The organism is Leptospira sp. GIMC2001 (assembly GCF_028462125.1).
Taxonomy (GTDB): Bacteria; Spirochaetota; Leptospiria; order Leptospirales; family Leptospiraceae.
Map to the genome: position 1 here is coordinate 45,059 of NZ_CP115467.1, position 22,783 is coordinate 67,841.

A 22,783-nucleotide genomic window follows, 5' to 3' on the forward strand; every position below is an offset into this window, starting at 1 on the left:
GGATGAAATCAATTATTCTAATAGCCCTTTTTCTGTTCTCTGGTGCAGGTTTTATCGCTCAAGACGTACCAAATGAAACAAACACTACTGCAGGACAGCCCATTCTAAATGATGAAGAAGAGCATGATTCAGCCGCGGGTTTGGATCGAGATTACTATGAAAAATATTATAAATATTTACCAGAAAATATGGCGAAGTCTAAAGCCAAATTAGAATACAATCTTATCAGAAATATAAAAAGAGAAATCATTGGACGAGATTATTCAAAAGCAAATCTGGAGCTAATCAAGAATATCAATCCTTCTAACATACAATATGAACGGGTGACCAGAAATAGCAAATGGGTTCGAGGTATCAAGAAAGCACTTCCTCATATCTTAGAGAAAGACTATATGTATGTGGTCAAACATGGTGTCTATACTTGTTTTATAACTTTTGAAGTGAATCCTGAAAATTACTTATTCGAGCCACACTATCGAGAGTTGGTATATGATGGGGCAGGGAAATATGACATCGTCATCCCTCCATATTGATTAACGAAAACTATTTTTTATTTTTTGGACTTTATAAAAAGCATTCCGCAAAGACTTACAAAGCAAGCGAATGTAGAAAACAAAATTCCCGACATTACTAGATTGGACAATGCATTTAAAGGATTGAATGGTCGGGAATTATTCTTAAGCTTCGACATGATTTCTTTTCTTCCGAAACTAACGAATGTTTTGCGATAAACAGGAACTGTGTCTCCCACCCTCATTCGCCGGCTGAGCGCTGCATCTACTGATTCGGTAAATTCATGAATTTTTCCTTTCTCGTCAATGACTGTATAGGAAAATTTGCGGGACTTAGGAAGGAATTCTTGTAAGACAGCGAAGTTAAAATTCTGCGGAGATTCAAGACTTTCGTAATTGAATCTCAATTGAGTAATTTCCCTTCCTATCCAAAAATACAGTGAAGTAAATAATAATAATCCGAAAATTGAAGTAAGAAAAAAAGGAAAGGCAATATTCTGAAATCTAGATTTCAGTTATTCACTCCTAATTTCTTTAATCCCTCTTCTTCTTGGTCATAGATTGCAAAGGTTTCATAAAGACCTAATAGTCTGAAGACTTGTCGAATGGCTTCACTTGCCCCAATGATAGCGAACTGAATTCCATCTTTGGATAATTCATTCTTGATATCATAAATATAACGAATACCTAAGCTGGAAATATATTTCAAATTGGAAAAATTCAATAGAACACCGGACGCTTTGTTCTGGATTGCGTCTTTTAAAACTGACTGATCTAACAAATCATAAGGATGGAAATCAATTCTGCCCTCGAAATCATAAATAAATATATTCTTGATAATTCTTTTATCTACTTTCATTTTTTCTGCACAACAACCTTTAGCTTTTTGTCTCCAAGTCGAAAAACTGCTCTCGCACCTGGAGGAAAATTGTAATTTCTTTCTGTTAGCGAGTCAATGGAAATCCCGCCATTCATTTCCGAAACAACTTCAAATTGATCCTTAACCCTAAAGTCAATCAGCTGAAAATGCTCTCTCGTCTTATCTTTTCTTCTTGGCTCTCTGGCGTAAACCTGAAAATATCCTGAGTCCTTGCGAAATGGACCCGACTTACGAGGAAAACAGGATGCAATCCAACCCGTTGATCCCGCTCCTGTATAGACCAAAAGCCCTGAACTTTTCTGTTCTTCACTGTAGTTTTGGAATTCAACAATATAGCGACTGATCAAGTCAGGACTATTGTTTCGAATTGAAATCTCGGATATAGTCGGAAACGTCTCGACCACATCTCCTGAAGGATAATGTAAAGTTGTGTAGATGAGATCCCATTCTTCAACGACAACATTTTTCCAATCTTCTTGAACTGCCTGCTTGAGTTGATTCACAGAAAAACTGAGCAGAGCTCCAACAGATGTATCTGGATCACTATTGCATCCCAATATGGGAGTCGAGATAGATTGATGAGCGACATAAGTGAAATAGTTATCTCCGCCCAGTGATACAATTAGGTCAAAATCACTTAAGCGCAATGAGTTGAGTTCTTCGCGGAAAATATACAATGCGTTTGGAAAAACCTGCGTTCTAAGAAAGACTCGACTTTCTTCTTGTCGTATATGTGAATCATAGATTCTCTCAAATACATTGTTCTGTAGCTCACATATTCTTTTGTATTCGTCGAGTGAACCATAAGATTCTAAATCCAATTCGAATTTGGATTTCTTTTGTACAACCAAAACCTTAGAATCCTTGGATAGAAAAAAATCTGCTTTACTCATAGAATCAGAAGAATTTAACTTTATTAACAATAGGAAAAACAGCAAGCCGAAACTCTACTATGCAAAATGATGCACAAAAAAAAATCTCCGCTCTTGAAGAAGAGAATCGAAAGCTAAAAGAAAGAATCAATTCGGTTGTAGACTCACCCTACTTACGTCATAGCTTAGATAAACTAGTTCTAAAAATTTCATTACGACGAGAAGAAATAGTAAAATTAGAATTCGGCAAAAGTATCCAAGAATTCCAAGGATCATTATTTGAAATCAAAGAATTGATCCGCAGATATGCTCCAGTTGTCGGAGTTGATCCAGATTCAGCACGTATATCAGCGACTGAGGCTTTACAAAACATTATCGAACATGGTGATGGTCCATTCGCTGAATTTATGTTAGAGATAAATAATAGTTTTTCGAATCCGTATTTGAAAATGTCCTTCAAACATGAAGTAGCACCAGGCAAGAAATATACTCTCACTGATATGAACAAGAACGCTTTGAAAGGAGACATCACATCAGAGACTTTTGATTTTGAAAGTGCTAGGGGTAGGGGAGAATTCATCATGAAGGAACTATCCGATGAGAGAAGGATCCTCAATGGTGTTGAAGTTCTACCCGATGGAAGAAAAATACACTATTTTCAAAGGATTTTGATCAATTATAAACATTCTGATGGTGCGCGTGCTGAGACAAGTTTCGATGAGATACGTGAAGAAATTGGCAGATTAGATAATGAAGATGTTGTATGTTATTTCCATCTTGATCATAAGAAAAGTAAATTGAGGAACTTGACTGTTGCAATTCCAAAGACTCGAGAAGAAATTGTCAAAAAAATTCTGACTGATGCAGGTTTTGAACTTGTACACAAAGATACGTACTATAGATGTTTGTTCTTATCCTTTGTACCCGAGAATGATAAAAACATAGAAAATCTTGACAAACTTTTCCAAAAGATAAGAAAAAAAGTAGAAACAGAAGCAGAAACTTGAGCAAATAGTGGAATTTTAGTTGATTTATTGTGTTTTTATCTAAACATAGCTTAAGAATAAAAGAACCTAAAGGTATACAATGGCAAACGCAACACCAACTCCTCTGAAGAAATCGGAAATGCTTGGAGTAATGGCAGAAAGTACTGGACTCACTAAAAAACAAGTGGCAGAATTTTTAGATACTCTCGTCGACCTCAGTTATAAGGAAACTAAAAAGAATGGAGCTTTCATCTTACCAGGATTAGGTAAGCTAGTTCTTAGAAAGAGACCAAAAAGAAAAGGAAGAAACCCAGCAACGGGCGAATCCATTAACATTCCTGCTAAAACTGTAGTTAAATTCATGTTATCTAAAACATGCAAGGATGCAATAGTTCCTCCTAAGAAATAATCGAATTAGATGGGTTTCCCCTATCTTCCATTCGAAGACTCGTTGTTTGGTGAATGCCTAAACAACGCTTGGAAGAAGCACGGACGGGATGATTATTCCCTTACCCGTGCTGTTTTTTCCTTTCTCAATCCTCCAGAAACCAATTTTGTATTCACCTCGAATATAAAAAAAGAAATCATCTTATCTCAAGCTCCGCAAGAAATACGAGAATTTATTTCCAGAAAAGATTGGAAGGCAATCGGGGATATGCTTCGATCTATTTCGCTTGGAGTATACGATAATCAAGATTCCAAAGGCATCGACATAGCGTTCGAGCTCGCAGAATGGTTGTTAACTGGATATGAAAGTGAGATTGATTTCCGAGAGATTCTCAACATCTTCCTTGTATTGGATCCACCTATAACAGATGATATCATCGATTCTATTCGGGAATATTATAATATCAAAATGTTGGAAGGGTAGAATCCCAGCCGTGGGCTTAAGCCCATGGCTTTCAATAAGAAACCCAAATTCAAGTTAGAACTGGCCTCTAAATATTGAATAGATTAAAACTAGCGAACAAATTATGTTATCTGTGCAAAACATGCTATAATACGAAAACAAGGCTCTCAAAAAAATATTGAGCTAATTCTTTATGGTTCTGATGAACCTACACATGACAATTTCTTTTGAATAAGAAGAGGAAAGTTGATAATATATTTTTTGATTTCTATACTTATTTTCTTTTTATTGCTAGCAAAAAGAAAAGACAGCCTAATGGATTCTCGTATATTCTTGAGAAGGTGGAATTTTCCGATGGTTATTCCCGGATATGAAGCTATTTCAGCTCTATACCATTAATATCAGAAGGCTATGTTTCCTCCATGTTTTTAGTTCTTGCTTTTGTATTATATGTTTTCTATTCTGTTTTTGAGAGTTAACATGATAATATGATTAAGTTTATTTTGACCTGTATTCTAGTATTGCATTGTATAAATTGTGTTAGTATTGAACTGGATTTAAAAAAAATCAAAAAGCCAATATTCTATTCGAATATAAGCAGCAAACACTCTATACCGTTTGAGGTTGATCACACCAATTTTTATTTTTATTCTATGGGATTTGAATCAAATAAAACAATTGAGGAATTGATTGAATCTGAATTTTCAAAAAATAATCGTGCAGTGGGTATAAAGAATTTGCAAGTAACTATTTACAATAAATCATGGCTTTCCTATTCCTTACTGCCGAATCCACTTGGAATATTTACATCAACTTTTGTCCTCATTGGAAACATTGTCGGAATTTCTAATAAAAGTATGTATATTACTGGGGAGTTCTTCTACGATGATTAGAAAAGAGCGATTCATTTATACAACAATTCTTTCGGTTTTATTGAGTTCATGTTATCATATGGATTTTCATCCAAAAATACTTAGAGGAACAACTATTTATCAAAATCGTGCAGAATTAAATAAAAGAGATGATGTTTCCGTTTTTTTTGCTGCTAATCAGATAGAAATTGGAAAGGAGATGGGTACTTTTAAAGAGCCAATATATGAATATTTTTTTCTTTCAATTTATTTAGGGCGATTGTTGGGCTCATATACGAATGGAGACTTGGCTACCAGTGTACAAGATATAAATAGCAAAATTGACTATACATTACAACAGGATGAAATGTATCTTGTTGAGGTTCTAAATGTCAAATACAAATCTTCGGCTATTTTAGATTTCTTTCTTGATTATATTCCAGGCGGATTTTTTAGAGTTCGTAGATACAATAAAGAATTTAAAATTAAAATTATAAAAAAGAGAGAATTTCATAATTTGTTAATTCAAGACAAAACAAAGAAATTAAGTTTTGAATGAAAGTTAGAATTAGCATATCATGAATCAGCTTTTCTAGATAGTTCCGATTGCATAAGCGTCAAGTCGCAATCATCCTAGAAATTATTCCAGGTGAGTCGCAGAAAAATTCTAAGCGCTAGAAAAAGAAATGAAAAACGTATCGACTTCGACCAATGTAGAATTTTTTAATTGGCCGAAAAATTTTGTATAGTTAGTTCTATTCTTTAGCAAAGCTAAATTCTGTTTCTTCACCCAACTCGCTGGTTGTGTCAAAACGTACGTTTGCATTTCCAGCAATTGTTGATAGATCCAATTGCAGTCCTTTGGTTCTGATACCACTGCTACCTTGGCTCCATGTTCCCTTGAATTGTTTAGCTGTCTTATCATTGATTTTTAAAATTGCACTAAATTCTTGATTCTGTCCTGTTACTTCTAAGCTTAAATTTAACGGACCAGAAGTTGGATGCCAGTAATAGCCTGCCCATCTGCCCAACAGGTCGTTTGGAATTGGTTCAAGATTTACAGCTCTTTTCTTAACAAGGGTAGGGGGCTCATTCCAAAAAGCAGTTGTTATATTGGAGTCTTTGGATTCTGATCCGAATTCTGACTTGGAGCGTACGGAGTAGAAGAAAAGATCTCCAGATTTTCCTGGGAATTTTTCTGTAAAATTTGTTTTTGAAGCTGGAACATTTGCAACAAATTTGTATTCCGAGTTTTTGGAATCTGAGTTTGCTAGTTTTCTAAAAATATAGTATTCGTGTGCGTCTTTGACAGGTTCCCAACTTAAATTAACGAGTTGAGATGTGGACTGAAAGTTTGAGGTTAATTTTGTTGGAGGGGCAAGTGCAACACCTGCGGATTTATTTTTTAGATCCGATTCGATTCTGCCGATTGCGAATTCACTTTGATCTGAATACCCCAAATTGTTGTATGCGTAAGCCGTGTAGTAAAAATACTTTCCGTCCAATACTTTTGGGTCTTTATCTTCATAGAATGGTTTTTTTGTTTGGAATTCTCCATCTACGACATTGTCTTCATTGAAGCGAAAAAGAAGATATCCAGAAGCACCCGGTGATTCATCCCAACTAACTACAATTTTGTCAGAATGCTTACCATCTGTAGCAGTTATAGAATAAATTGCATCTGGAATTTTCTGATCAGACCCAATATCAATTCCAAAGCTATCACTCCAGTCTCCATTTTTTTTTCTTCCTTTAGCAGCACTGATTCTATAAACATTTGTAGAGCTCTGACTTGGGGATCGATCTATATATTCAGCAGTATTGACCTGAGCAATATTTTTCCATTTGTTGGATGCTGTAGCTTTGGACACAATGTAACCAGTCGCGCCACTTACTTCTGACCAAGTTAAATGAATTCTAGAAGATTTTTTTTCTGTAAATGCAGTTCCTTTTATACCAACTACTTTTTCTAATTTCCCTGAAGCTTGACTAGGTGCATTTGTAAATCCTTCAATTTGATTGGACCAAGATGATCGGGCAATTTTGGATATGGCAACGATTCTATAGAGAAAGGTACTTTTGCTCGATACAGTATTGTCTGTGAAAGTAGGTGAATCAGAATAAGCAAGGTCAATAAAATCGGTTTTCGGATCCTTTCTTTGGATTTGATAGGTAATCGCGCCTTCGCTCGCAGTCCATGTAAGAATGATTTTATCTGAAAATTCGCCTCTGGACGCAGATAGATCGTTAGGCGGAAGTAAAGGTTTCTCAACTGTGGGAACTACAGTTGTGTTAGAATTGGATATAAATGGTTCTTGTTCGATCATGGAATATGCTTCTTGTCCGACTTTTGCAAGCATAGAATAGGATATCCAACCAAATCCTTTATCGCCCCAATTCGTTCCCCAAGAATTCTGAAATTTGAAAGCTCCCTTCTTGCCTGACTTCGAAGTTTTATTATCATCATAGCCAACGATCACCATACCGTGGCCTCCATAACTTTGTCCGCCATTGCTATCGTAGACTTCAGAACCTTTCAATTTGTAGAATTCATCATCGATTATGATCCCGAATAAAACAACATTATTGTCAGCTAATACATATTTGATGTCATCTGGTTTTTTGTGATTGAGTCTTGTATAGGATTTGATTCTGTGCGCAAGTGCTTCTTCTTTGGCTGCAGCTGATGGTTGCTTTCTATAATCTGTTTCCGTATATGGTGTGCTACTCCAAGATGCTACACCACTCTTTTGTAAAAAATCTAAAGTTTTATAATAATAAAGCCCAGCATCTTTTCCACCGTTTTGTTGGTTATAGATAAACGCTGGAGAAAAAACATTCTTTCCGGAACCACCAGAGAATGGAGGGTCGTAGTCTGGAATTTTACCGGTATTCTTTGCAAGATAGGACTTCATTGAATATCCAGTCGCCCATGCGATGCAGCTATTCTGTCTTCCTTGGTTACCGACAGGAGGCATCTGCGAAGATAGATCTTTCGATGAGGGCAAAGAATCCAAGCTACGGAAACTTCTTGATAATGGGATTGCATCTTGGATTTCTTTATTGCTAGGAATATAACCACATAAATAGGTTCCAGGCTTACATTCTGGAGATCTAACTGAGCTTGGATCAAATTCTTGAGCTATAAGTGTTGAGTATGTTGGAATAATGATAGCAACTAAGGATAAGAATGTTACAATAAATGATCTAACGATTGGTTTTTTTACGAAATCTTTTTTCATGGTTTTATTTCCTTTAAAATTCTTATAATCTCTTTCTTATTTTTATTTTCTTTTTTGTCTATATCTTGCAGTAAATAATAGAATTGTTTCTTCTGATTCCCAATTTTGTAGGATATGGAATTATAACTGACACCTAGGATTCTTACCTCAGGTAATTTTTCATTTTCCATCAAATGAATATTATTCTTTAATAATTTTGTCACTATTTGTAAATATTCTTTTTCTGTGATTCTCTTCCGCTGGGGCTCTGAGATATGATCACCTTTTGATTCAGATCGATAAATAAAAAAACCTTCTCTAATCGCTTGAATATAAATTTTAAATGAATAATGAAACTCTGGAGAAACGGGACCCGATGTTTCTTCTAACTCGATATGGAGAGTTCTCCATTTATTCTCATTATTTTTTAGAATATCCAAAGGAAATTTTCTTGCAGGAGTTGCAATTGCAGTTGAAAAGCAAAAAATTGATAAAAGACAAATAAGATATTGCAAATGATTCCAATTTAAGAATATATCCATAGATTTTAAATTAAATCGTTGTAGTAGGAGCACATTTATAATTTGCCCAGTTGGCTTGATGCCAATTGCATCAATTGATCAACTCGATCACGATGCTTCCCAATTAATTTTGGAGTTTTTAGAATTTCCGTGAGATCACTAATTGCAGATTTATAGGAAGTTTGTTTGTAATCTTTCTTATGACTCACCTTAAGATTTATTTCGTCACCTTTATATCCAGTCTCTCCACCAGCTTCTAAGATGATATATTCGGATCTATCAATGATTGCGAAAACTTTTGCTTGCTCTCCGTCCGATGGTTTCCAAAAATGCAGTGCCCCATCTAGGTAACGAATTTTATTTCTATAAATATCAGTATTTGTAGATTTTTGTACACAAGATTTGAAAGAATCACAATTGGTTGGAATTGTGATTGTTCGCTCTGCAGCTGCGCAATGAATCCATGAAAGAATTAAACCGATGACAAAAATTTTTTGTAGCATGGGATTGAAGTTAAAAAGTTATCCATCAGATATCAAGTAATTTTCTGGTCTCGAAAATGAGTTTGCTGTTTTAATATTGATTTTAAATAGGTTTCTTCTATTTTTAGACAATGAGAATTGATTATTGGAAAGGTAAGACTGTCATCATCACCGGTGCATCGAGTGGGATCGGGGAAGCAATCTATCATAGATTGGATGGAGTTGTTTCAAAAATTTATTTAGTATCAAGAAAGCCAGGTAAGCTACTTTCTAATTCTTCTACATCAACGATCATTCCGATAGTTTGCGATCTCTCCAAGCAAGATGATGTCGAAAAAGTTATATCAAAAGTTTCCAAATTAGAAAAAAACTCAGGAATAGATGTTCTATTCAATAACGCAGGAATCACTGCTCACGGAAGATTTGATTCAACAGAAATGTCTGTTTTTCGTAAGACATTTGAGACGAATTTTTTTGGTCCACTTCGTTTAGCTCAAGGTTTAATGCCATTGATTTTATATAAAAAAGGTGCAGTCGTGTCTACGTCTACTGTGTCCGGATTGTATGGAGTTCCTGGACGTGCGGCTTATTCGTCATCTAAAGCCGCATTGCATTCTGCAATGGAAGCTATGAGAATAGAAATGATGAAGACTGGAGTTCGATCTATAATTGTATGTCCTCCCTACACACGAACCAATCTCCGAACATCGGGCTTGGATTCAAGTGGCAAACGATTGTCTGAAGAGCAGGCAGAAGGTAAAATCAAAACTGCAGATGAAGTTGCTTTAGCAATTATTAATTCTGTAGAAAATCCAAATTCTAGATTGGTAACCTTTGATAAATCGGGATTTGCAATGAAGCTGCTACGATTGTTTTCTCCAAGATTACTTGAATCGATTATGTATAAAAAATTATACAAAGATTTTAGTAATTAAATCTTAAATATAAATAATTATTTGATCTATTTAGAATATTCGATCAATCAAATCTACTTCTTAATTTCAACGAATTGTGGAGTTAGAGAGTTCCCAATAAATTTAGGTCCATAATTGCCTTCACGACCATTATGACTTCTATCTATGCGAGGTCTTTCGTAGGTAAAATGCTGTTCGATATTGAGTTTAAACGGTGCATTTCTTGGGCTTATACCAAATTGCTTAAGTCGAAGATAATCGGTTTTCTTCTGAGGATGTTTGCCAATGCGACCATTGAATCCTAAGAAAAAAGCGACCTTTTCATCAACTTTATGATGACCATCTGGGTCTTCAAACGAAGTTTTGTTGATCCAACCAGGCTCTTCCCATAATACCAACTTATCGATGTTACGGATAACTTTATCAGACAAATTCACATATTCACCCAATTCCGGGCTTGCTCCAATCAATACACGGCTTAGATTCGATTTGGATAGATTAGATGGGATAATGACTTTGATATCAGCACTAGCATTCGGGAATATATCTCGAGGATCTGCAAGTGCATTGAAAAATGCATTACCGGCCTCTAATTTGACTTCATAGTCTCCGTAAGCTGAGGTAGGATTCCCGCCATCGGATTTACGACCTGAGCCTATATATAAGATAGGATGGTGATTCACAGAATTGATATTTTTCCATTCAGTATCGAGCATAATATGATCATGTCCAGTTACCATTAGCCTTAATGGATTTCCTTTAGGATCGCATAACACAGAATAGGATTCTAAATCACCCTGATGCACATTGCCCATAGGACTTGGCCCATGATTGTAGTCATACCAGAACCAATAAGAGACAACGATTCTTCCATCTCCCTGTTCATACCAATAATTGCTATCATCACGATAACCTGGTAAAGCCTCTGCTTGAGTACCTGACACAGTGGTATTCGCATATCTTGCATGGACATAAATATGTGTAGGATCCGATTCGATTTTGTAATTTTCGAGATCTTCTCTTTCCGGGAGGATCATATACGGTAAAACATTATGCTCATATCGTGTGATTGGTTTACCGTCAGCAGCAAGCAATGGAGTTGTATCGGACAGGCTAAACTTATTGTAGTATTTTTCTATATTTGTTGGAATTTCTTTTTTGTCACGACTGAGAATAATGATCGGAGCAAATTTCTGAGCAAGTTCCATTTGTTTTTTGTCGGGGATCATATTTTCTTGCGATCTAAAAACAAAATCATGCCTGAAAGTAATTATTTCCCCTTTTGCAAAACTAAACCAATTAGGATTGTATCCGGGAGAAAACATCCCACTAACTGTGCTTAGGTCAAGAAGCTCAACATAGGCATGAGTCCAATCCGAAGGAACATCTAGATCGATTTTGTATTCGGCTGCTTTGAACTCGAGAATCTTTTCAACAAAGCTACTCATGCATTCGGGATATTCGCGTAGTGCTACACGAGGAGAATAATTCTCATCCCAATCCTTGCAAGAATATGCACGTGCGCGAATGCGAAAGGGTGGAGTGAGGAGGGAAGGGATCTTCTGGATTGAACCACGAAATTCTAAACGAATGTCTGTCGCAGGTAAAACAATCGGATCTTGTGCTGTGCTGGACAACTGGCAACTGAAATACTGCAGGAATATTATTAAATAACTGAATATTCTAAGTTTACGAAATGGAAAAAATTCTAGCTTGTCCCTCATTGACTCCTTACCAGAATCTTACCAGCAAAGTTGAGGGGCAAGTTTTTTCTCTAAAATTTACAAATGAGACGAAAATTCTACAATTATTGTCTCATTGAGCGAATTGATCTCAATCTACACTGATTTTTTTCTGAGAATTTCCGTTCCCATCTAAGCATTTATCTTTACCAGATTGACATGAACCAGAATAACCAGTGATATTTCCACAATCTGATTTTTGTGCCTTTTTGCATGCCGCCATTGCTTGACCACGTGCTTTGTTGTCGTTTCCAGGAACACATACTTTAACGTCTTTTGCTTTGTTGAAACTAAAACATTTCGCAGATAAACTTGTAGTAGTGGTTATTGATGCGAAAAGAAATATTATCGTTATTGCCAAATTTTTTTTCATAGTAAAAAGAAATAAATTGATTAGAGCGTAATTTGTCAATAAAAAGTTAATATGATTTCAGACCTTTAATAGTAAAGTTTTAGCATATTCACTAGGAGACATTTCTTCTAGTGATTGAAAAGCTCTATTGAAGGCTGATCTTGATCCAAAACCAGAATCATATGCTACGCGTAGAAGATTTGTGTTAGGATTTTTTTGAATCAGCTTCTTTGCTTCAGCTATGCGATATTCTGTGATCAAGTTCCAAAAATTTGTTTGGAGTTCCTTATTTATAACAGCTGATAATTGGTCTGTTCGTAGTCCAAGCGAATTCGCGAGATTATAAATTGAAAATTTCTCATCCAAATACGGCTTTTCATTTTCCAGTAGATAGATAATATCTTTCATTATCTGGTGGATATCGATTTTGCTTGTTCTTTTGTTATAAGAAAGACTATAATTAACATTTTTTCCATCAATTAATTCTTGTTGATTCGGTATTGCACTTTCAATAGTAGACGGAATTTCTTGAACTCCGTTATTATTTATTATATTGTTCTCAACTTCCAATTCCTTCAATTTTGAAAGCAGGTTTGATCTTTCCTTTTGTGAACTCAAATGTCGATAATAGGACGCAAATCCTATCAGTATAAATTCAATCATAAAACCAATATGGAAACCACTGTATAATATAGTATTAAAAGGAATAACTCGATTGTACATTAAATATTGGAGTATTAGAAATATGTAAACGACCACCCATCCGGAACCGAAAATTACGACCCAATATCTTTTGTATCGAATATTCATAGCAATTCCGAATATCATGTAACTGTACATCGTTAGTAGAACGATTATATAAATATTTGTAATATAAAGATTGGATATTTCTGTAAAAGAAATTGGGATACATAAGATAAGAACGATTGTTATCAAATTGCCAACAGCAGCGTATTTTTCTTCTAGCACATAAAATTTTAGAAAATCCTTTATATACAGTGAGAAAAAAATTCCGAATAAATTGACACTTAAATACACCAACTCTCTTCGGAAAGCTGGCGTTTCCGGTAGAAGTATTCTGAATCCTTCGTTAATAAGTGCAAATGGATAAAAGAATCCAAAAAATAAAGATAGAACTAAAAAGACTCGTAATTTCCAACTAAGATAAATATTGAATATTAATTGATACAAAATGTAAACAATTGTTATGCATAAAAAAAATAAATTTGCAGACTCTCTGCTTGAAACAAATTTCCCAAATTCTAACTCACCCATTATTTGTATTGGCAGTCCGATATGAGTATCAGTATTAATTTGAATAAATAGATCAACTTTTTCACTATGAACTAGATCTAGTTCGAGATAGGGAAATGAAACCAATCTATCTTCAGGAAAAATTCTCTCTGATCCCATAGATATTTTTTCGGTTTTATTATTTTTAATTATATAGAAGTCCACGTAATTCAATCGATTGAAAGGTAATAGGAAATAGAATTTATTGACAGGGCTTAAGTTTTGGATATTTGTTCTTATCCAGATTGGATGAGATTGAAATCCTAAATCGAAAACTGGACGGTTGGACGAGATCCAAGGAATAGATTCATTTTGTATGTTTGAGATAGAATACTCTTCATTCTGATCAATAAAATATTGCAAGCATTCAGTAATAATAATATTATTACCAGATTTTAAAATTATGGAATATTTAAATATTGATTTATTATAATTGCATTCATGAGACTCATTGGGATTTGCATGAATTGTAGCCAATCCCAATATTGAGTAAAGAATAAAGCTTATAAGGAGGAACCTCATCTTTTTGATGACAAAATATCAAAAGCTGAGGTCAGGTCACTTACAATTTTTTAAACATTTCTTATAGATAGAAAGTATTTTTTATTTCTGTACAGCGGTGGTTATAAATCCAGCAGTCTGTTCAGTTGTTTTTGGTTCATCTTGGAAGGCTTTATCAGATCCACCAGCAAAAATCACAGAGCCCGAATCACTATATGTTACATTTGTAAAGGAAGTCACCGTGTTTGCAGTACCAATAAATTCTTTGTTCGCTAATGTTCCTTCCTTATTCACTTCCAAAATGAAGGCGTCTCTGGTTCCAATAAGAGCCGTATCTCCGAAAGGTAATGCGGTGTTACCAACAAAGCGAAAGTTTTGAGAGCGCGGATTTAAACTTACTTCAGGAACAGAATTAAAATTTACACCAGAAAAACCAATGGTTTTTGTAAAAGCAATACTTCCATTATTTATAGCTAACTTAGAGATCCCGATATCTGTATTACCGATTTTGGCATAGCTTCCAGTAGTCGTACCGTTGGGGAATGCCATAAAAAGATCCGATCCATCTAGAATTAATTTGTTAGTAGAATCTTTATCAGATTGAATTTCCACAGCCCATTGTCTAGATGCTAACGTAGGATCTAATTTCATTACGAAATAGGATGTTTTATTGGTTGTAGAAATTCCAGATCCTGTTTCTACAACGTCAAAAATGCTTGGGTCTGCAACTGTACTAAACCTTCCTGAAACAAAGACATTGTTCGCTGAATCAACGGCTATAGAATATGCCTGGATACCAGCGGAGGTTGTATCTGTATAAATCATTCTTGTGTTCTTTGGATCTCCTGTTGCTTTGTCTAAACGCATGATGTATCCAGCTGACCTTCCAGCAACATAAGTCGCTCCATTCAATGCATGCTGGGCATTCCCAGCTACCAAAATGTCGTCATTGTTATCAACATGAACTGAAAATGCTTGGGTGGATTGCGAGTTTGTTGTTGACCCATATCGTTTGGTCCATAATTTATTGCCATTGGGATCGAATTTAACAATCACAATATTGTCAGAGTCGTTCGTAGCTGTTGTTCCATCGAAAGCCAAATTGTTTGATAACTGTATTACAGCTATTAAATTTGCTTGCGAATCTACGACCTGACTGCGGAAAAGTACTCCATTTGAAGCACCAGATAGAATTTCTTTTCGCCATTCAAGATTTCCTGACAAGTCATACTTCCCAAAAATCAGAGAGATATTATTTGATGATTCACTGGAATTTTCAAAACTTCCTCTTCCAGATCCGACAAAATAAATCGCATTGTTTCGAAAAGTAGCATAAGGGAAGCCGGCATAATTTGTTGATTCTTGGAACCGAGTCCAAGCGGGTAAACTTCCAGATCCTCGAAGAGCGAGCGCTAGTGCTGCGCACTCAAGTGGAGCTGCACCTGTTTTGTTTTTCTTCTGAAGAATTTTTTCTTCCCACCAATTCCTATCTTGCTCATTCAAAGCACCTAAGCAGGGAACACCAGCAAGTGAGTTTTCCGAATTGCAGTTACCAACTGCTGCCATCATCATTAATAATAAAAGAACCCATCGAATCATGAATCTCTCCAAATTGAATTTGAACTTATCATAATCTAGAAACTTTGCTTTGTCGTCCCAGTTCATGAACTGGGAACTCAATTTTCCCTATATCTAACTAATCCCGAACTTTAAGAATAAACAACTTTTCGAATTTTCGAGTATTCTTATGAAGTCTTTAATCTTATTATTCTAGTTGTATATTTTCAATTGTTCCATAAATATTGGTTTGGATGAAATTTATGAATCGTTCTGTTTATATATTGCTTTTGTTCATAGCAATTGGTGTACACTGCAATCTATCTGCTCAAGAAATCATGATCCAATCATCGAAACCAAATGACCAAGAATGGAAAGTGATCTATCATGAACCTGAAGGATATCTGAGCAGTGGAGAGTTGACAAAGATCATTGATGCATATTTGGATCAAGCACCTAATACACAGCCTACGGCCATTTTTGTATACAAATCATACAGCTCTGTTGTGGAGACAAATCGCAAGAAAACAATTACTTATGGTTCGATAGATTTTTCCGAGGAAATTGAGGAGGAAGATATTCATGCTTATCCAGAATTTCTTAGAATCCATTGCAGAATTCCTGTAAGCACAGAATTCATACTTGAGAAAGAGGGAAGATTGCCAGGAACTTATCAATCTAGAATTGAGAAAGTAATCGATTGCGAGAAGAAATTGATTGCTGAGACATGGAAGGGGAACGGTTCTATTTTTTGGCTACATAAACACTATCACCAAATTCCAGACGTTACTAAATTCGAGAAAATTCCAGATTTTCTTTTGTATATTGGAACTGTGCTAGGTTTCAGTTTTATGATTTTACTATTATTGTTTGTTTTCTTATATTTTCTGTACAAAAATTCTAAATTAGTAATTTATAATAAGTCATTATCGATTCTTGGTTGTGTTGGTTCGGGAATATTTATTTTTCTTCTCTCGACTTTTGTATTTGGACAGAATGAACCGGAACCTCCTGGAGTTCAAAACTATTTTCTGACCCTTAGTTTATTATCTGGAGCCTATAATATCCTCTGCTTTATTCCATTTTGGGGACTGACCAATTATTTATTGGTAGGTGATAGATCCTTTAAACTCTGGTTAATACTATTGGGATTTATATTGGCACCATTGTTACTGTTAGCTGCTGGTGGTTTGAAAGGTAGTAGTCGGAGCTCGTCAACTACTACGAGAAATGAATCATCTTCAGGAGGATCATCTTCTACTCCAGTCACTGGTAGAGGAGGGACATTTGGCGGCGGTGGATCTAGCGGACAGTGGTAGAAAATTCAGAATATAAATTCTAGAATTAGAATTTTCAAATTTTAATTGAATTTTATTTATTTGACCGGGTTTCTAAATTCCCTTGGTGTCATTCCAGTGACTCTTTTGAAATGCAGGTTGAAGGAGGACAAAGAATTGAATCCTGCGTCATAAGCAATCTCGATTAGCTTTTTATTATTACCTGAATCTTTGCGAATCAATTCCATCGCTTCCTTTGCTCGCCATTCATTTACGTAATGGAAAAAGCTGAGATTTTCCAATTCGTTGATAACTTGACTCAGATGATTCTGTGAAACGTTCAATCGTATGCATAGTTTTTTAAGATTGAGTTCTTCATCTAAGTAAGGCTTATCCTTTTCCATTACTTTTTTTAATTGTTCGTGAATGTTTGATTTGGATTCATCTGTGAGACCAGATTTTCTATATTTGGCAGATTCAATATTTTCGGTAATCTCGCCTTGAATTTCATCATTTGAAGATTTGATATTCTCTGATTCATCAACAGAATGTAGAATTCTAGTTTGACGAATAAAGAAAAAACTCAGAATATAGATCAATGCGGAATAGATAGACCAGAACATAATATTAAAAATATCTAATGTAATGGTCAGATTTAGGAATCCCATATTTGTGAGTCTGGTTGTAATTCCAATACCGACTGTTAATATTAAGGTTCCATAGAAACTAGCAATAATCCAATAAAGCCATGTTAGAGTTTGTGTTTCACTTATCTGCGAGAGATAGTCTGTGATATTAGATTTGTGGAATCGAACCAATTGAATGATTTTAATTGAATAGAAGAATAATATAATAAAGTTAAAAAGTCCAATCAATTTACCCTCATTCGTTGGTTTTATGGTTGGATTCATTATGAATGTATAATATCCTGAATCGTTTGCATTGGGTTGAAACAAAACAAAAAATAAGCTAAATGCAAAAAAGGGAAGGGTATGGAACCAATCCTTATTATTCCATTGAAAACTTGAGATCACTAAGGATTTACAATACAGATACAATAAAGGTGAAACGATTAGTTGGTATCCATAAATTCGAGTGAATAGATTCAAATTATCGTGATTGTCATAGTGGAAAACAATTTGTCGAATCGGAATCATCATCATTGCCAAAACAATGATAGCCGCAATTCTATCATGGATTCCAAACTTTTCCTTTTGAATTAAGTATATAATAATAAATATACAATGAGGAATAATCGCGAGTCCGACCAACCAAGTTGTTATTTCATTTGCAAAAATCACTAACAGCATAGATTTTTCTTATATCTTTACTTTTCAATGCAATTTTTTACAAAATAAGGACAGATATCCTGCTCAAATTCATAAAGATTCTATAGATAGGATACACGTCGAACATCGCATGATGCATCAAGATTTTCAGACCCGCTGGAAGACGCAGTCCAAATTCTAAGACCAACTAACGCATAATGGCCAGAAATGATAGGCATGCAATAGAATAGAACCAGTCTTTTATAATCGCAGAATAGTTTGATTGATTTATTATATATAGTATATAAGAAAATAAATATATGCATGACAAGGTTACGAAGGCTCATGATCATTTCAATCAACGGCAACACAGCGTGTCCTCGCGATTCCAGCAGTTGTTTTGGACATTGTATTGACCCGAGAGTCACTAAATTGGACAATCCAAGCTTCTCCACTATTGTTAGCTCTGGTTGTGGAAGACCAATAGGCTTGCATTGTATTAGGAAAGAATTCTGTATATGTTCTGGGAGAAGATGAGTTCTCAGGCCTGAAAACTGTGATTAACTCTCGGATCGTGGGAAGTCTCCAACTTCTGCCCGCAAAATTTTCCTGAGTCAGTTGGTTGCAATGGGCGAGACCATCGTTCCATACGAATCCTCCAGATCCTCCGGCGCAATTATTATTTATATCTTGGGAAGCGGCGCATTTTGTCCAAGTCAAACCGGATACTCTATCATATATTGTGCTATCTCCATTGTCTATAAAGCTAGGAGTATTTGTAACACGAGAACTTCCTGCAACACAACGAACTAATTGTCCGTAACTAAATTGAGTACTTGTAAACATTACGGTTCCACCATTATTTCCACGAAATTCCAATACCATTGCGTAATCATTTCCGAAACGATTTGACAATGTGTTGGTCCAATATTGCAATACAAAACTAGAGCCTTGGTTTGCATTGGGGAAGCCGACAGGTGAAAAAGTTGGATTACCTCCCATATTGTATCTATATAAGGATTCCAATTCTCGAAATTCAGGAAGCCTCCAATCAGTTCGCCCTGCATATCCATTCCCATCATTTTCATGATTTAGCGCCTCACAACTACTTATTGCTTGGTGCCAGTCAAGTGTAAAGTTTGTTGCTCCTGAATTGCAAGTTGATCCATTTCTTCCTTCCCGACAAGTCTTCCACACCAGTCCCGTATAATTGTCTGTAGTTGTATAATCGTTATCATATATTGAATGCTGTGTTGGAACGGTAAAATTAAAATCCCCACCAGGTTGTAAATCGCCATCATCCCCTGGTTGATAGGAAGTAGTTTGTCCTGTACGAAGTGTTCGCATAGAGAATATTCCAGAGATTTCGTCTCCTTCTTCATAACCAGACTTGAAGCTTTTTGCACGAAGAGTCAGACCTGCAATATTTTGAATAGGTAGAGGATTCTCATAAATATATGTATCAGGTGAACCTGGTTCGGGTTCGGTGTCATTTAGTGTATAATAAATATTTGCATCAATCGTTTCTGTACTTAAGCTGATACTAGTTGGTTCTGAGAATACACCCGGCGCAACGTTGAATTCTGGCATGGCTGTTCTCAATACTGATCCACTTTCACTATCTGCTGGATTAGAATTATCCCCTAAGCCGTTTTCTATCCCTTCATTGGATACTTGATCTGAACTCTGAGGGTTGGAAAAATTGCCAAGTAATCCAAGCAGAAGTGATTCGCCCATACGAGAATTTTCTCTTCCAAATACCTGCTCCGATAAGTATACTCCAGTCAGGCAATTGGTAAGCAGCAAGCATATCGCTGATACAATAAAGTTTTTACTAGACTTGGTAAATATTTTCATCTTATTAATTAGAATATACGAAATCTAAAGATTTACTCCCATGCGTGAAGGCTAGGAAGAAATAAAATGGAAATATTTGTAGAATGAAACTTCGGAAAAATTTCCACACAGAGGTATTTGTGAATGGTAGGTAAGCTTATCTTGGTTGTAGGCGTAGGATTTTGTTTGTTTTTTAGTTGTAGCCAAATGCAACGAATCGAAATCCCGCAAGGAAATAATATAGAATATGCAGATAAGCTCGATTACCTATTAATCGCTTCAGCAACTGAAAAATGTGAAAACTCGAAAAAATTCAAGAGATGGAAAATTCTATTTGCCACTTATTCGATTTCTACTCCTAAACCGGAAGATATGTTTCCAGATTCCTCGAGATCATATCGAATCCGCGAAACTACTGATTGGCAAGATGTAACCCTATCAATAATACTCGGACTTACAACAACTATCAGTCGGGATACAATCATCATAGACGAATGTAAATCATCCGAAATGTTTTTAACTGGACTTGCCTCTAAAATTCCAGAGAACAATGCGCTATTTCAAGAGAAGCTCGCAGAAGCCATTTTGGATGAGAAAATTCAAATAAAATTATCCGAAATGATTGTTAGTAAAAATAATGATGAAGGATCACAATCTCCATCTCAATTAAAAGAAAAAATGGAACCGGGGATGATAAAAGTATTTCTTAAAGATGGAACATTGATTCGAGGAATAATCAAAAGCCAAGACGCAGAAAGAGTTTTTCTTTTGGAATCTGATAATATTGATAAAGAAATTTTAAAATCAGAGATTCAAAAGATTCAATTTAGATGAACGAAAATTTCTCTTTAAATTTTACTTTAGGTTTAGATTGGAAAATGAGTTTCATATTTAACTCTGAGAGTTTATTCTTTCGATTCTCTTGTATCTTCAATCTTAACTCTAACAAAATTTAAAATATGCAAAGCTTTTTCTAATCCAACTTTTGCTTGCTGTCTAGTAAAAGATTCAAACGGAGCTCCTTCAGGCAAAGGGATTTTAAAGCTTTCTCGGCAACTTGTTGTGCAATGAAGCAAGCCTGTGCAAAATGTCCTGATTCAAGAGTGTGATTACCCCAGTTCCAGTCGTTTTCCGCTTGCGTTCAATAATTCCTTTCCACCTCTATCATATTAATTGCTTCCAAGATTTTTGTATTTCTTGGGGGAAATAATCCAAAAAAAAATTCAATATTTTCATTTCTTATCAAATTCTATGATCAATACATTGAATTTGCGCGTCTCCTTCTCCATTGTGCTAAGTTCGATAACTTCACCATTCGTTGCATGTTTACCGACGCTACTTAGTCTTGATGAGAGTGCAGTTCGAAATTTATTTCCATAGTCACTTCCGCTCGTATCATTGATGAGTTTGTTTAGTTTTTGATAGTCTAGACTTTGATAGGCGAAAACCACTGCAATAGAATCTCTTTTGCCTATATCATCCGCCTCAAGACTTTGCTTTCTTGGGAAAACTCGAACTCCATCCGGCCCGCAGTAAGCAGAATGTTGATCATTATAAGGAAATAAAACATAAGAACTTCCATCTTCTTCCTTACCGAAAATATAGATGTATACTGGAGAATCATTCTTCACGGAAACTTTAAATCGAGTTCCTTTCTCTATTGGATCTTTTGTTCGATAAGTAAAATCATTAATCTTTTTAAGTGGTATATAGTCTTTCGAAGAATTTTCAATGAGTCCAAATTCCAAATTTCTTTTATCTCGAGCAACTGCCGAGAGAGAAGGATAGATGGAAAAAGCCTCTAAGATAAATTTATCAAAGTCAGAATAGCGAAGCCAAAAGGTTCCTTTGTTCCCCCAATCTGTTCCCCAAGAATTCATCACTTGAACAGAACCACCATTACGATTGTCGTCATAGCCAACGACAGCCATGGCATGAGGACCCCAATCATCATCTTCTTCATCTGACTCTTGGTATTGCTTTACTTTCTTATAATCTTTCTTAGTTGGATGCCAATCACTTGATTCTAACTCATTGAATGTTCCACCCACATCCATAGTTATGATCACCGGTGATCCAGATGCAATGTATTGTCTAACGGAATCTATATCAGTATTGTAGTCATCACCATCAACTGTTAGGCGTTGATAGCCATCTACACGGAAAGCCTTTGCTCGATCCTTTTGACTTGAATTTGGTTTGGTTCTGCAACTATTCTCATTATAAGGAAATTCTGATAGAGGAAGAGCGCCTTCTTCTTTCAAATCTTCTAAAACGTCGGCTGGATAAGAACCGTCACATTTGGGACTTGTGTTCTGATTGAATGGGTGAGCTGGACTAAAGGCAATCGAATTGGGATTCTGTCCTGTTGCTTTTGCTTCTAAAATTGTTCGAGCAGCATATGACACAGCCCAACCGACGCAAGATCCTTGTGAACCTTGGTTCTGAGGACGTGGCGCATATTGAATGAGTGAAGCTGAACTTGGAATTTTATTTCCAAAACCTTTAGCAAGTGGTTCGTATGCCTTTGTCGCTGCATATTTTTCTGGATCAAATATTGCGCCTTTTGGATGAATTACCGTACTTTCGTTTTGGGAAGTCTCGTCATCTTCTTCGTACTCATAGTCATCACCAGGCTCGCATAATAGTGATATTGCGAGTAAGCTGACAACGATCAATGTCGGTATCATCACTTTAGGATATTTGAATAATAACGTGCCTATCACTCCAAATATTGCGAGTAACCAGAATCCTCCAGAACCAGAGTCATCAGATTTTCCTTCTTCTTTATTTTCATCTTCATCGTCATCAGTCATACGAATTGGCATAGCTTACCTTCTTTTTTAAAATATTTAATTTAGATTGATA

General features: G+C 35.6%; 23 protein-coding genes and 1 pseudogene. 9 read left to right on the plus strand and 15 right to left on the minus strand.

The genetic code is table 11. From position 1 onward, the window contains the following. Positions 1-2: 2 nt before the first annotated feature. Positions 3-533, plus strand: a complete 531-nt coding sequence (locus O4O04_RS00220; protein WP_272531548.1) for a hypothetical protein — start codon at positions 3-5, stop codon at positions 531-533. Between the two features lie 17 nt (positions 534-550). Here the strand turns inward: O4O04_RS00220 and O4O04_RS00225 are convergent, their stop codons facing one another. The 3 genes from O4O04_RS00225 to O4O04_RS00235 form a co-directional block, all read right to left on the minus strand. Further along, entirely contained in the window at positions 551-919 is a 369-nt protein-coding gene (locus O4O04_RS00225) for a hypothetical protein (RefSeq protein WP_272531549.1), read from the minus strand. A gap of 104 nt (positions 920-1,023) precedes the next feature. After that, the gene (locus O4O04_RS00230) at positions 1,024-1,371 is read right to left on the minus strand and encodes an STAS domain-containing protein (protein WP_272531550.1); all 348 of its coding nucleotides are present in this window, start codon (positions 1,369-1,371) and stop codon (positions 1,024-1,026) included. Then, a complete protein-coding gene (locus O4O04_RS00235; protein ID WP_272531551.1) occupies positions 1,368-2,285 on the minus strand; it encodes a diacylglycerol kinase catalytic domain-containing protein in 918 nt (305 codons plus the stop codon). Before O4O04_RS00235 ends, O4O04_RS00230 begins: the two co-directional genes overlap by 4 nt. A gap of 59 nt (positions 2,286-2,344) precedes the next feature. Here O4O04_RS00235 and O4O04_RS00240 point away from each other — a divergent pair, with 59 nt between their 5' ends. The 5 genes from O4O04_RS00240 (at position 2,345) to O4O04_RS00260 (ending at position 5,510) form a co-directional block, all read left to right on the plus strand. Beyond that, positions 2,345-3,271 (plus strand): RodZ family helix-turn-helix domain-containing protein, encoded by a 927-nt coding sequence (locus O4O04_RS00240; protein ID WP_272531552.1) that lies wholly within the window; start codon positions 2,345-2,347, stop codon positions 3,269-3,271. Between the two features lie 79 nt (positions 3,272-3,350). Continuing rightward, entirely contained in the window at positions 3,351-3,659 is a 309-nt protein-coding gene (locus O4O04_RS00245) for an HU family DNA-binding protein (RefSeq protein ID WP_272531553.1), read from the plus strand. A 9-nt stretch (positions 3,660-3,668) separates the two neighbouring features. Then, a complete protein-coding gene (locus O4O04_RS00250; protein ID WP_272531554.1) occupies positions 3,669-4,121 on the plus strand; it encodes a hypothetical protein in 453 nt (150 codons plus the stop codon). A 467-nt stretch (positions 4,122-4,588) separates the two neighbouring features. Next, positions 4,589-4,993, plus strand: coding sequence for a hypothetical protein (locus O4O04_RS00255; protein WP_272531555.1), 405 nt, complete (start codon positions 4,589-4,591; stop codon positions 4,991-4,993). Between the two features lie 58 nt (positions 4,994-5,051). Beyond that, complete coding sequence (locus O4O04_RS00260; RefSeq protein WP_272531556.1) at positions 5,052-5,510, plus strand: hypothetical protein; 459 nt, start codon at positions 5,052-5,054, stop codon at positions 5,508-5,510. A gap of 196 nt (positions 5,511-5,706) precedes the next feature. Here O4O04_RS00260 and O4O04_RS00265 read toward each other — a convergent pair whose 3' ends face one another. From O4O04_RS00265 to O4O04_RS00275, 3 genes are read right to left on the minus strand one after another with little or no spacing between them, the layout of a single operon-like run. After that, positions 5,707-8,193: a C1 family peptidase gene (locus tag O4O04_RS00265; protein WP_272531557.1), complete on the minus strand. Its 2,487-nt coding sequence runs from the start codon at positions 8,191-8,193 to the stop codon at positions 5,707-5,709. Continuing rightward, a complete protein-coding gene (locus O4O04_RS00270; RefSeq protein ID WP_272531558.1) occupies positions 8,190-8,714 on the minus strand; it encodes a hypothetical protein in 525 nt (174 codons plus the stop codon). Before O4O04_RS00270 ends, O4O04_RS00265 begins: the two co-directional genes overlap by 4 nt. A 35-nt stretch (positions 8,715-8,749) precedes the next feature. After that, positions 8,750-9,196, minus strand: a complete 447-nt coding sequence (locus tag O4O04_RS00275; protein ID WP_272531559.1) for a hypothetical protein — start codon at positions 9,194-9,196, stop codon at positions 8,750-8,752. A gap of 110 nt (positions 9,197-9,306) precedes the next feature. Between O4O04_RS00275 and O4O04_RS00280 the strand changes: the two genes are divergently transcribed. Next, positions 9,307-10,110 (plus strand): SDR family NAD(P)-dependent oxidoreductase, encoded by an 804-nt coding sequence (locus O4O04_RS00280; RefSeq protein WP_272531560.1) that lies wholly within the window; start codon positions 9,307-9,309, stop codon positions 10,108-10,110. A gap of 53 nt (positions 10,111-10,163) precedes the next feature. Here the strand turns inward: O4O04_RS00280 and O4O04_RS00285 are convergent, their stop codons facing one another. The 4 genes from O4O04_RS00285 to O4O04_RS00300 form a co-directional block, all read right to left on the minus strand. Continuing rightward, positions 10,164-11,813, minus strand: coding sequence for a hypothetical protein (locus tag O4O04_RS00285; RefSeq protein WP_272531561.1), 1,650 nt, complete (start codon positions 11,811-11,813; stop codon positions 10,164-10,166). A gap of 109 nt (positions 11,814-11,922) precedes the next feature. Continuing rightward, positions 11,923-12,192 (minus strand): hypothetical protein, encoded by a 270-nt coding sequence (locus tag O4O04_RS00290; RefSeq protein WP_272531562.1) that lies wholly within the window; start codon positions 12,190-12,192, stop codon positions 11,923-11,925. A gap of 69 nt (positions 12,193-12,261) precedes the next feature. Then, the gene (locus O4O04_RS00295; RefSeq protein ID WP_272531563.1) at positions 12,262-13,953 is read right to left on the minus strand and encodes a 7TM-DISM domain-containing protein; all 1,692 of its coding nucleotides are present in this window, start codon (positions 13,951-13,953) and stop codon (positions 12,262-12,264) included. Between the two features lie 126 nt (positions 13,954-14,079). After that, positions 14,080-15,642 carry an NHL repeat-containing protein gene (locus tag O4O04_RS00300; RefSeq protein WP_272531564.1) on the minus strand — a complete coding sequence of 521 codons (1,563 nt, stop codon included), beginning with the start codon at positions 15,640-15,642 and terminating at the stop codon, positions 14,080-14,082. Between the two features lie 155 nt (positions 15,643-15,797). Between O4O04_RS00300 and O4O04_RS00305 the strand changes: the two genes are divergently transcribed. Then, the gene (locus O4O04_RS00305; RefSeq protein ID WP_272531565.1) at positions 15,798-16,853 is read left to right on the plus strand and encodes a hypothetical protein; all 1,056 of its coding nucleotides are present in this window, start codon (positions 15,798-15,800) and stop codon (positions 16,851-16,853) included. 56 nt (positions 16,854-16,909) lie between these two features. Here the strand turns inward: O4O04_RS00305 and O4O04_RS00310 are convergent, their stop codons facing one another. From O4O04_RS00310 to O4O04_RS00320, 3 genes are all read right to left on the minus strand, one after another. Next, positions 16,910-18,121: a helix-turn-helix domain-containing protein gene (locus O4O04_RS00310; protein ID WP_272531566.1), complete on the minus strand. Its 1,212-nt coding sequence runs from the start codon at positions 18,119-18,121 to the stop codon at positions 16,910-16,912. An 80-nt stretch (positions 18,122-18,201) separates the two neighbouring features. Further along, a complete protein-coding gene (locus tag O4O04_RS00315) occupies positions 18,202-18,426 on the minus strand; it encodes a hypothetical protein (RefSeq protein ID WP_272531567.1) in 225 nt (74 codons plus the stop codon). Positions 18,427-18,433: 7 nt separating this feature from the next. After that, the gene (locus tag O4O04_RS00320) at positions 18,434-19,816 is read right to left on the minus strand and encodes an Lcl domain-containing protein (protein WP_272531568.1); all 1,383 of its coding nucleotides are present in this window, start codon (positions 19,814-19,816) and stop codon (positions 18,434-18,436) included. Between the two features lie 306 nt (positions 19,817-20,122). Here O4O04_RS00320 and O4O04_RS00325 point away from each other — a divergent pair, with 306 nt between their 5' ends. Next, positions 20,123-20,749, plus strand: a complete 627-nt coding sequence (locus O4O04_RS00325) for a hypothetical protein (protein ID WP_272531569.1) — start codon at positions 20,123-20,125, stop codon at positions 20,747-20,749. A 139-nt stretch (positions 20,750-20,888) separates the two neighbouring features. On the opposite strand, the pseudogene O4O04_RS20445 reads toward O4O04_RS00325, so the two are convergent. After that, a pseudogene (locus tag O4O04_RS20445) lies at positions 20,889-21,041 on the minus strand (HEPN domain-containing protein); the annotation flags it as partial. 106 nt (positions 21,042-21,147) lie between these two features. Further along, entirely contained in the window at positions 21,148-22,743 is a 1,596-nt protein-coding gene (locus tag O4O04_RS00330; protein ID WP_272531570.1) for a C1 family peptidase, read from the minus strand. Positions 22,744-22,783: the final 40 nt, after the last annotated feature.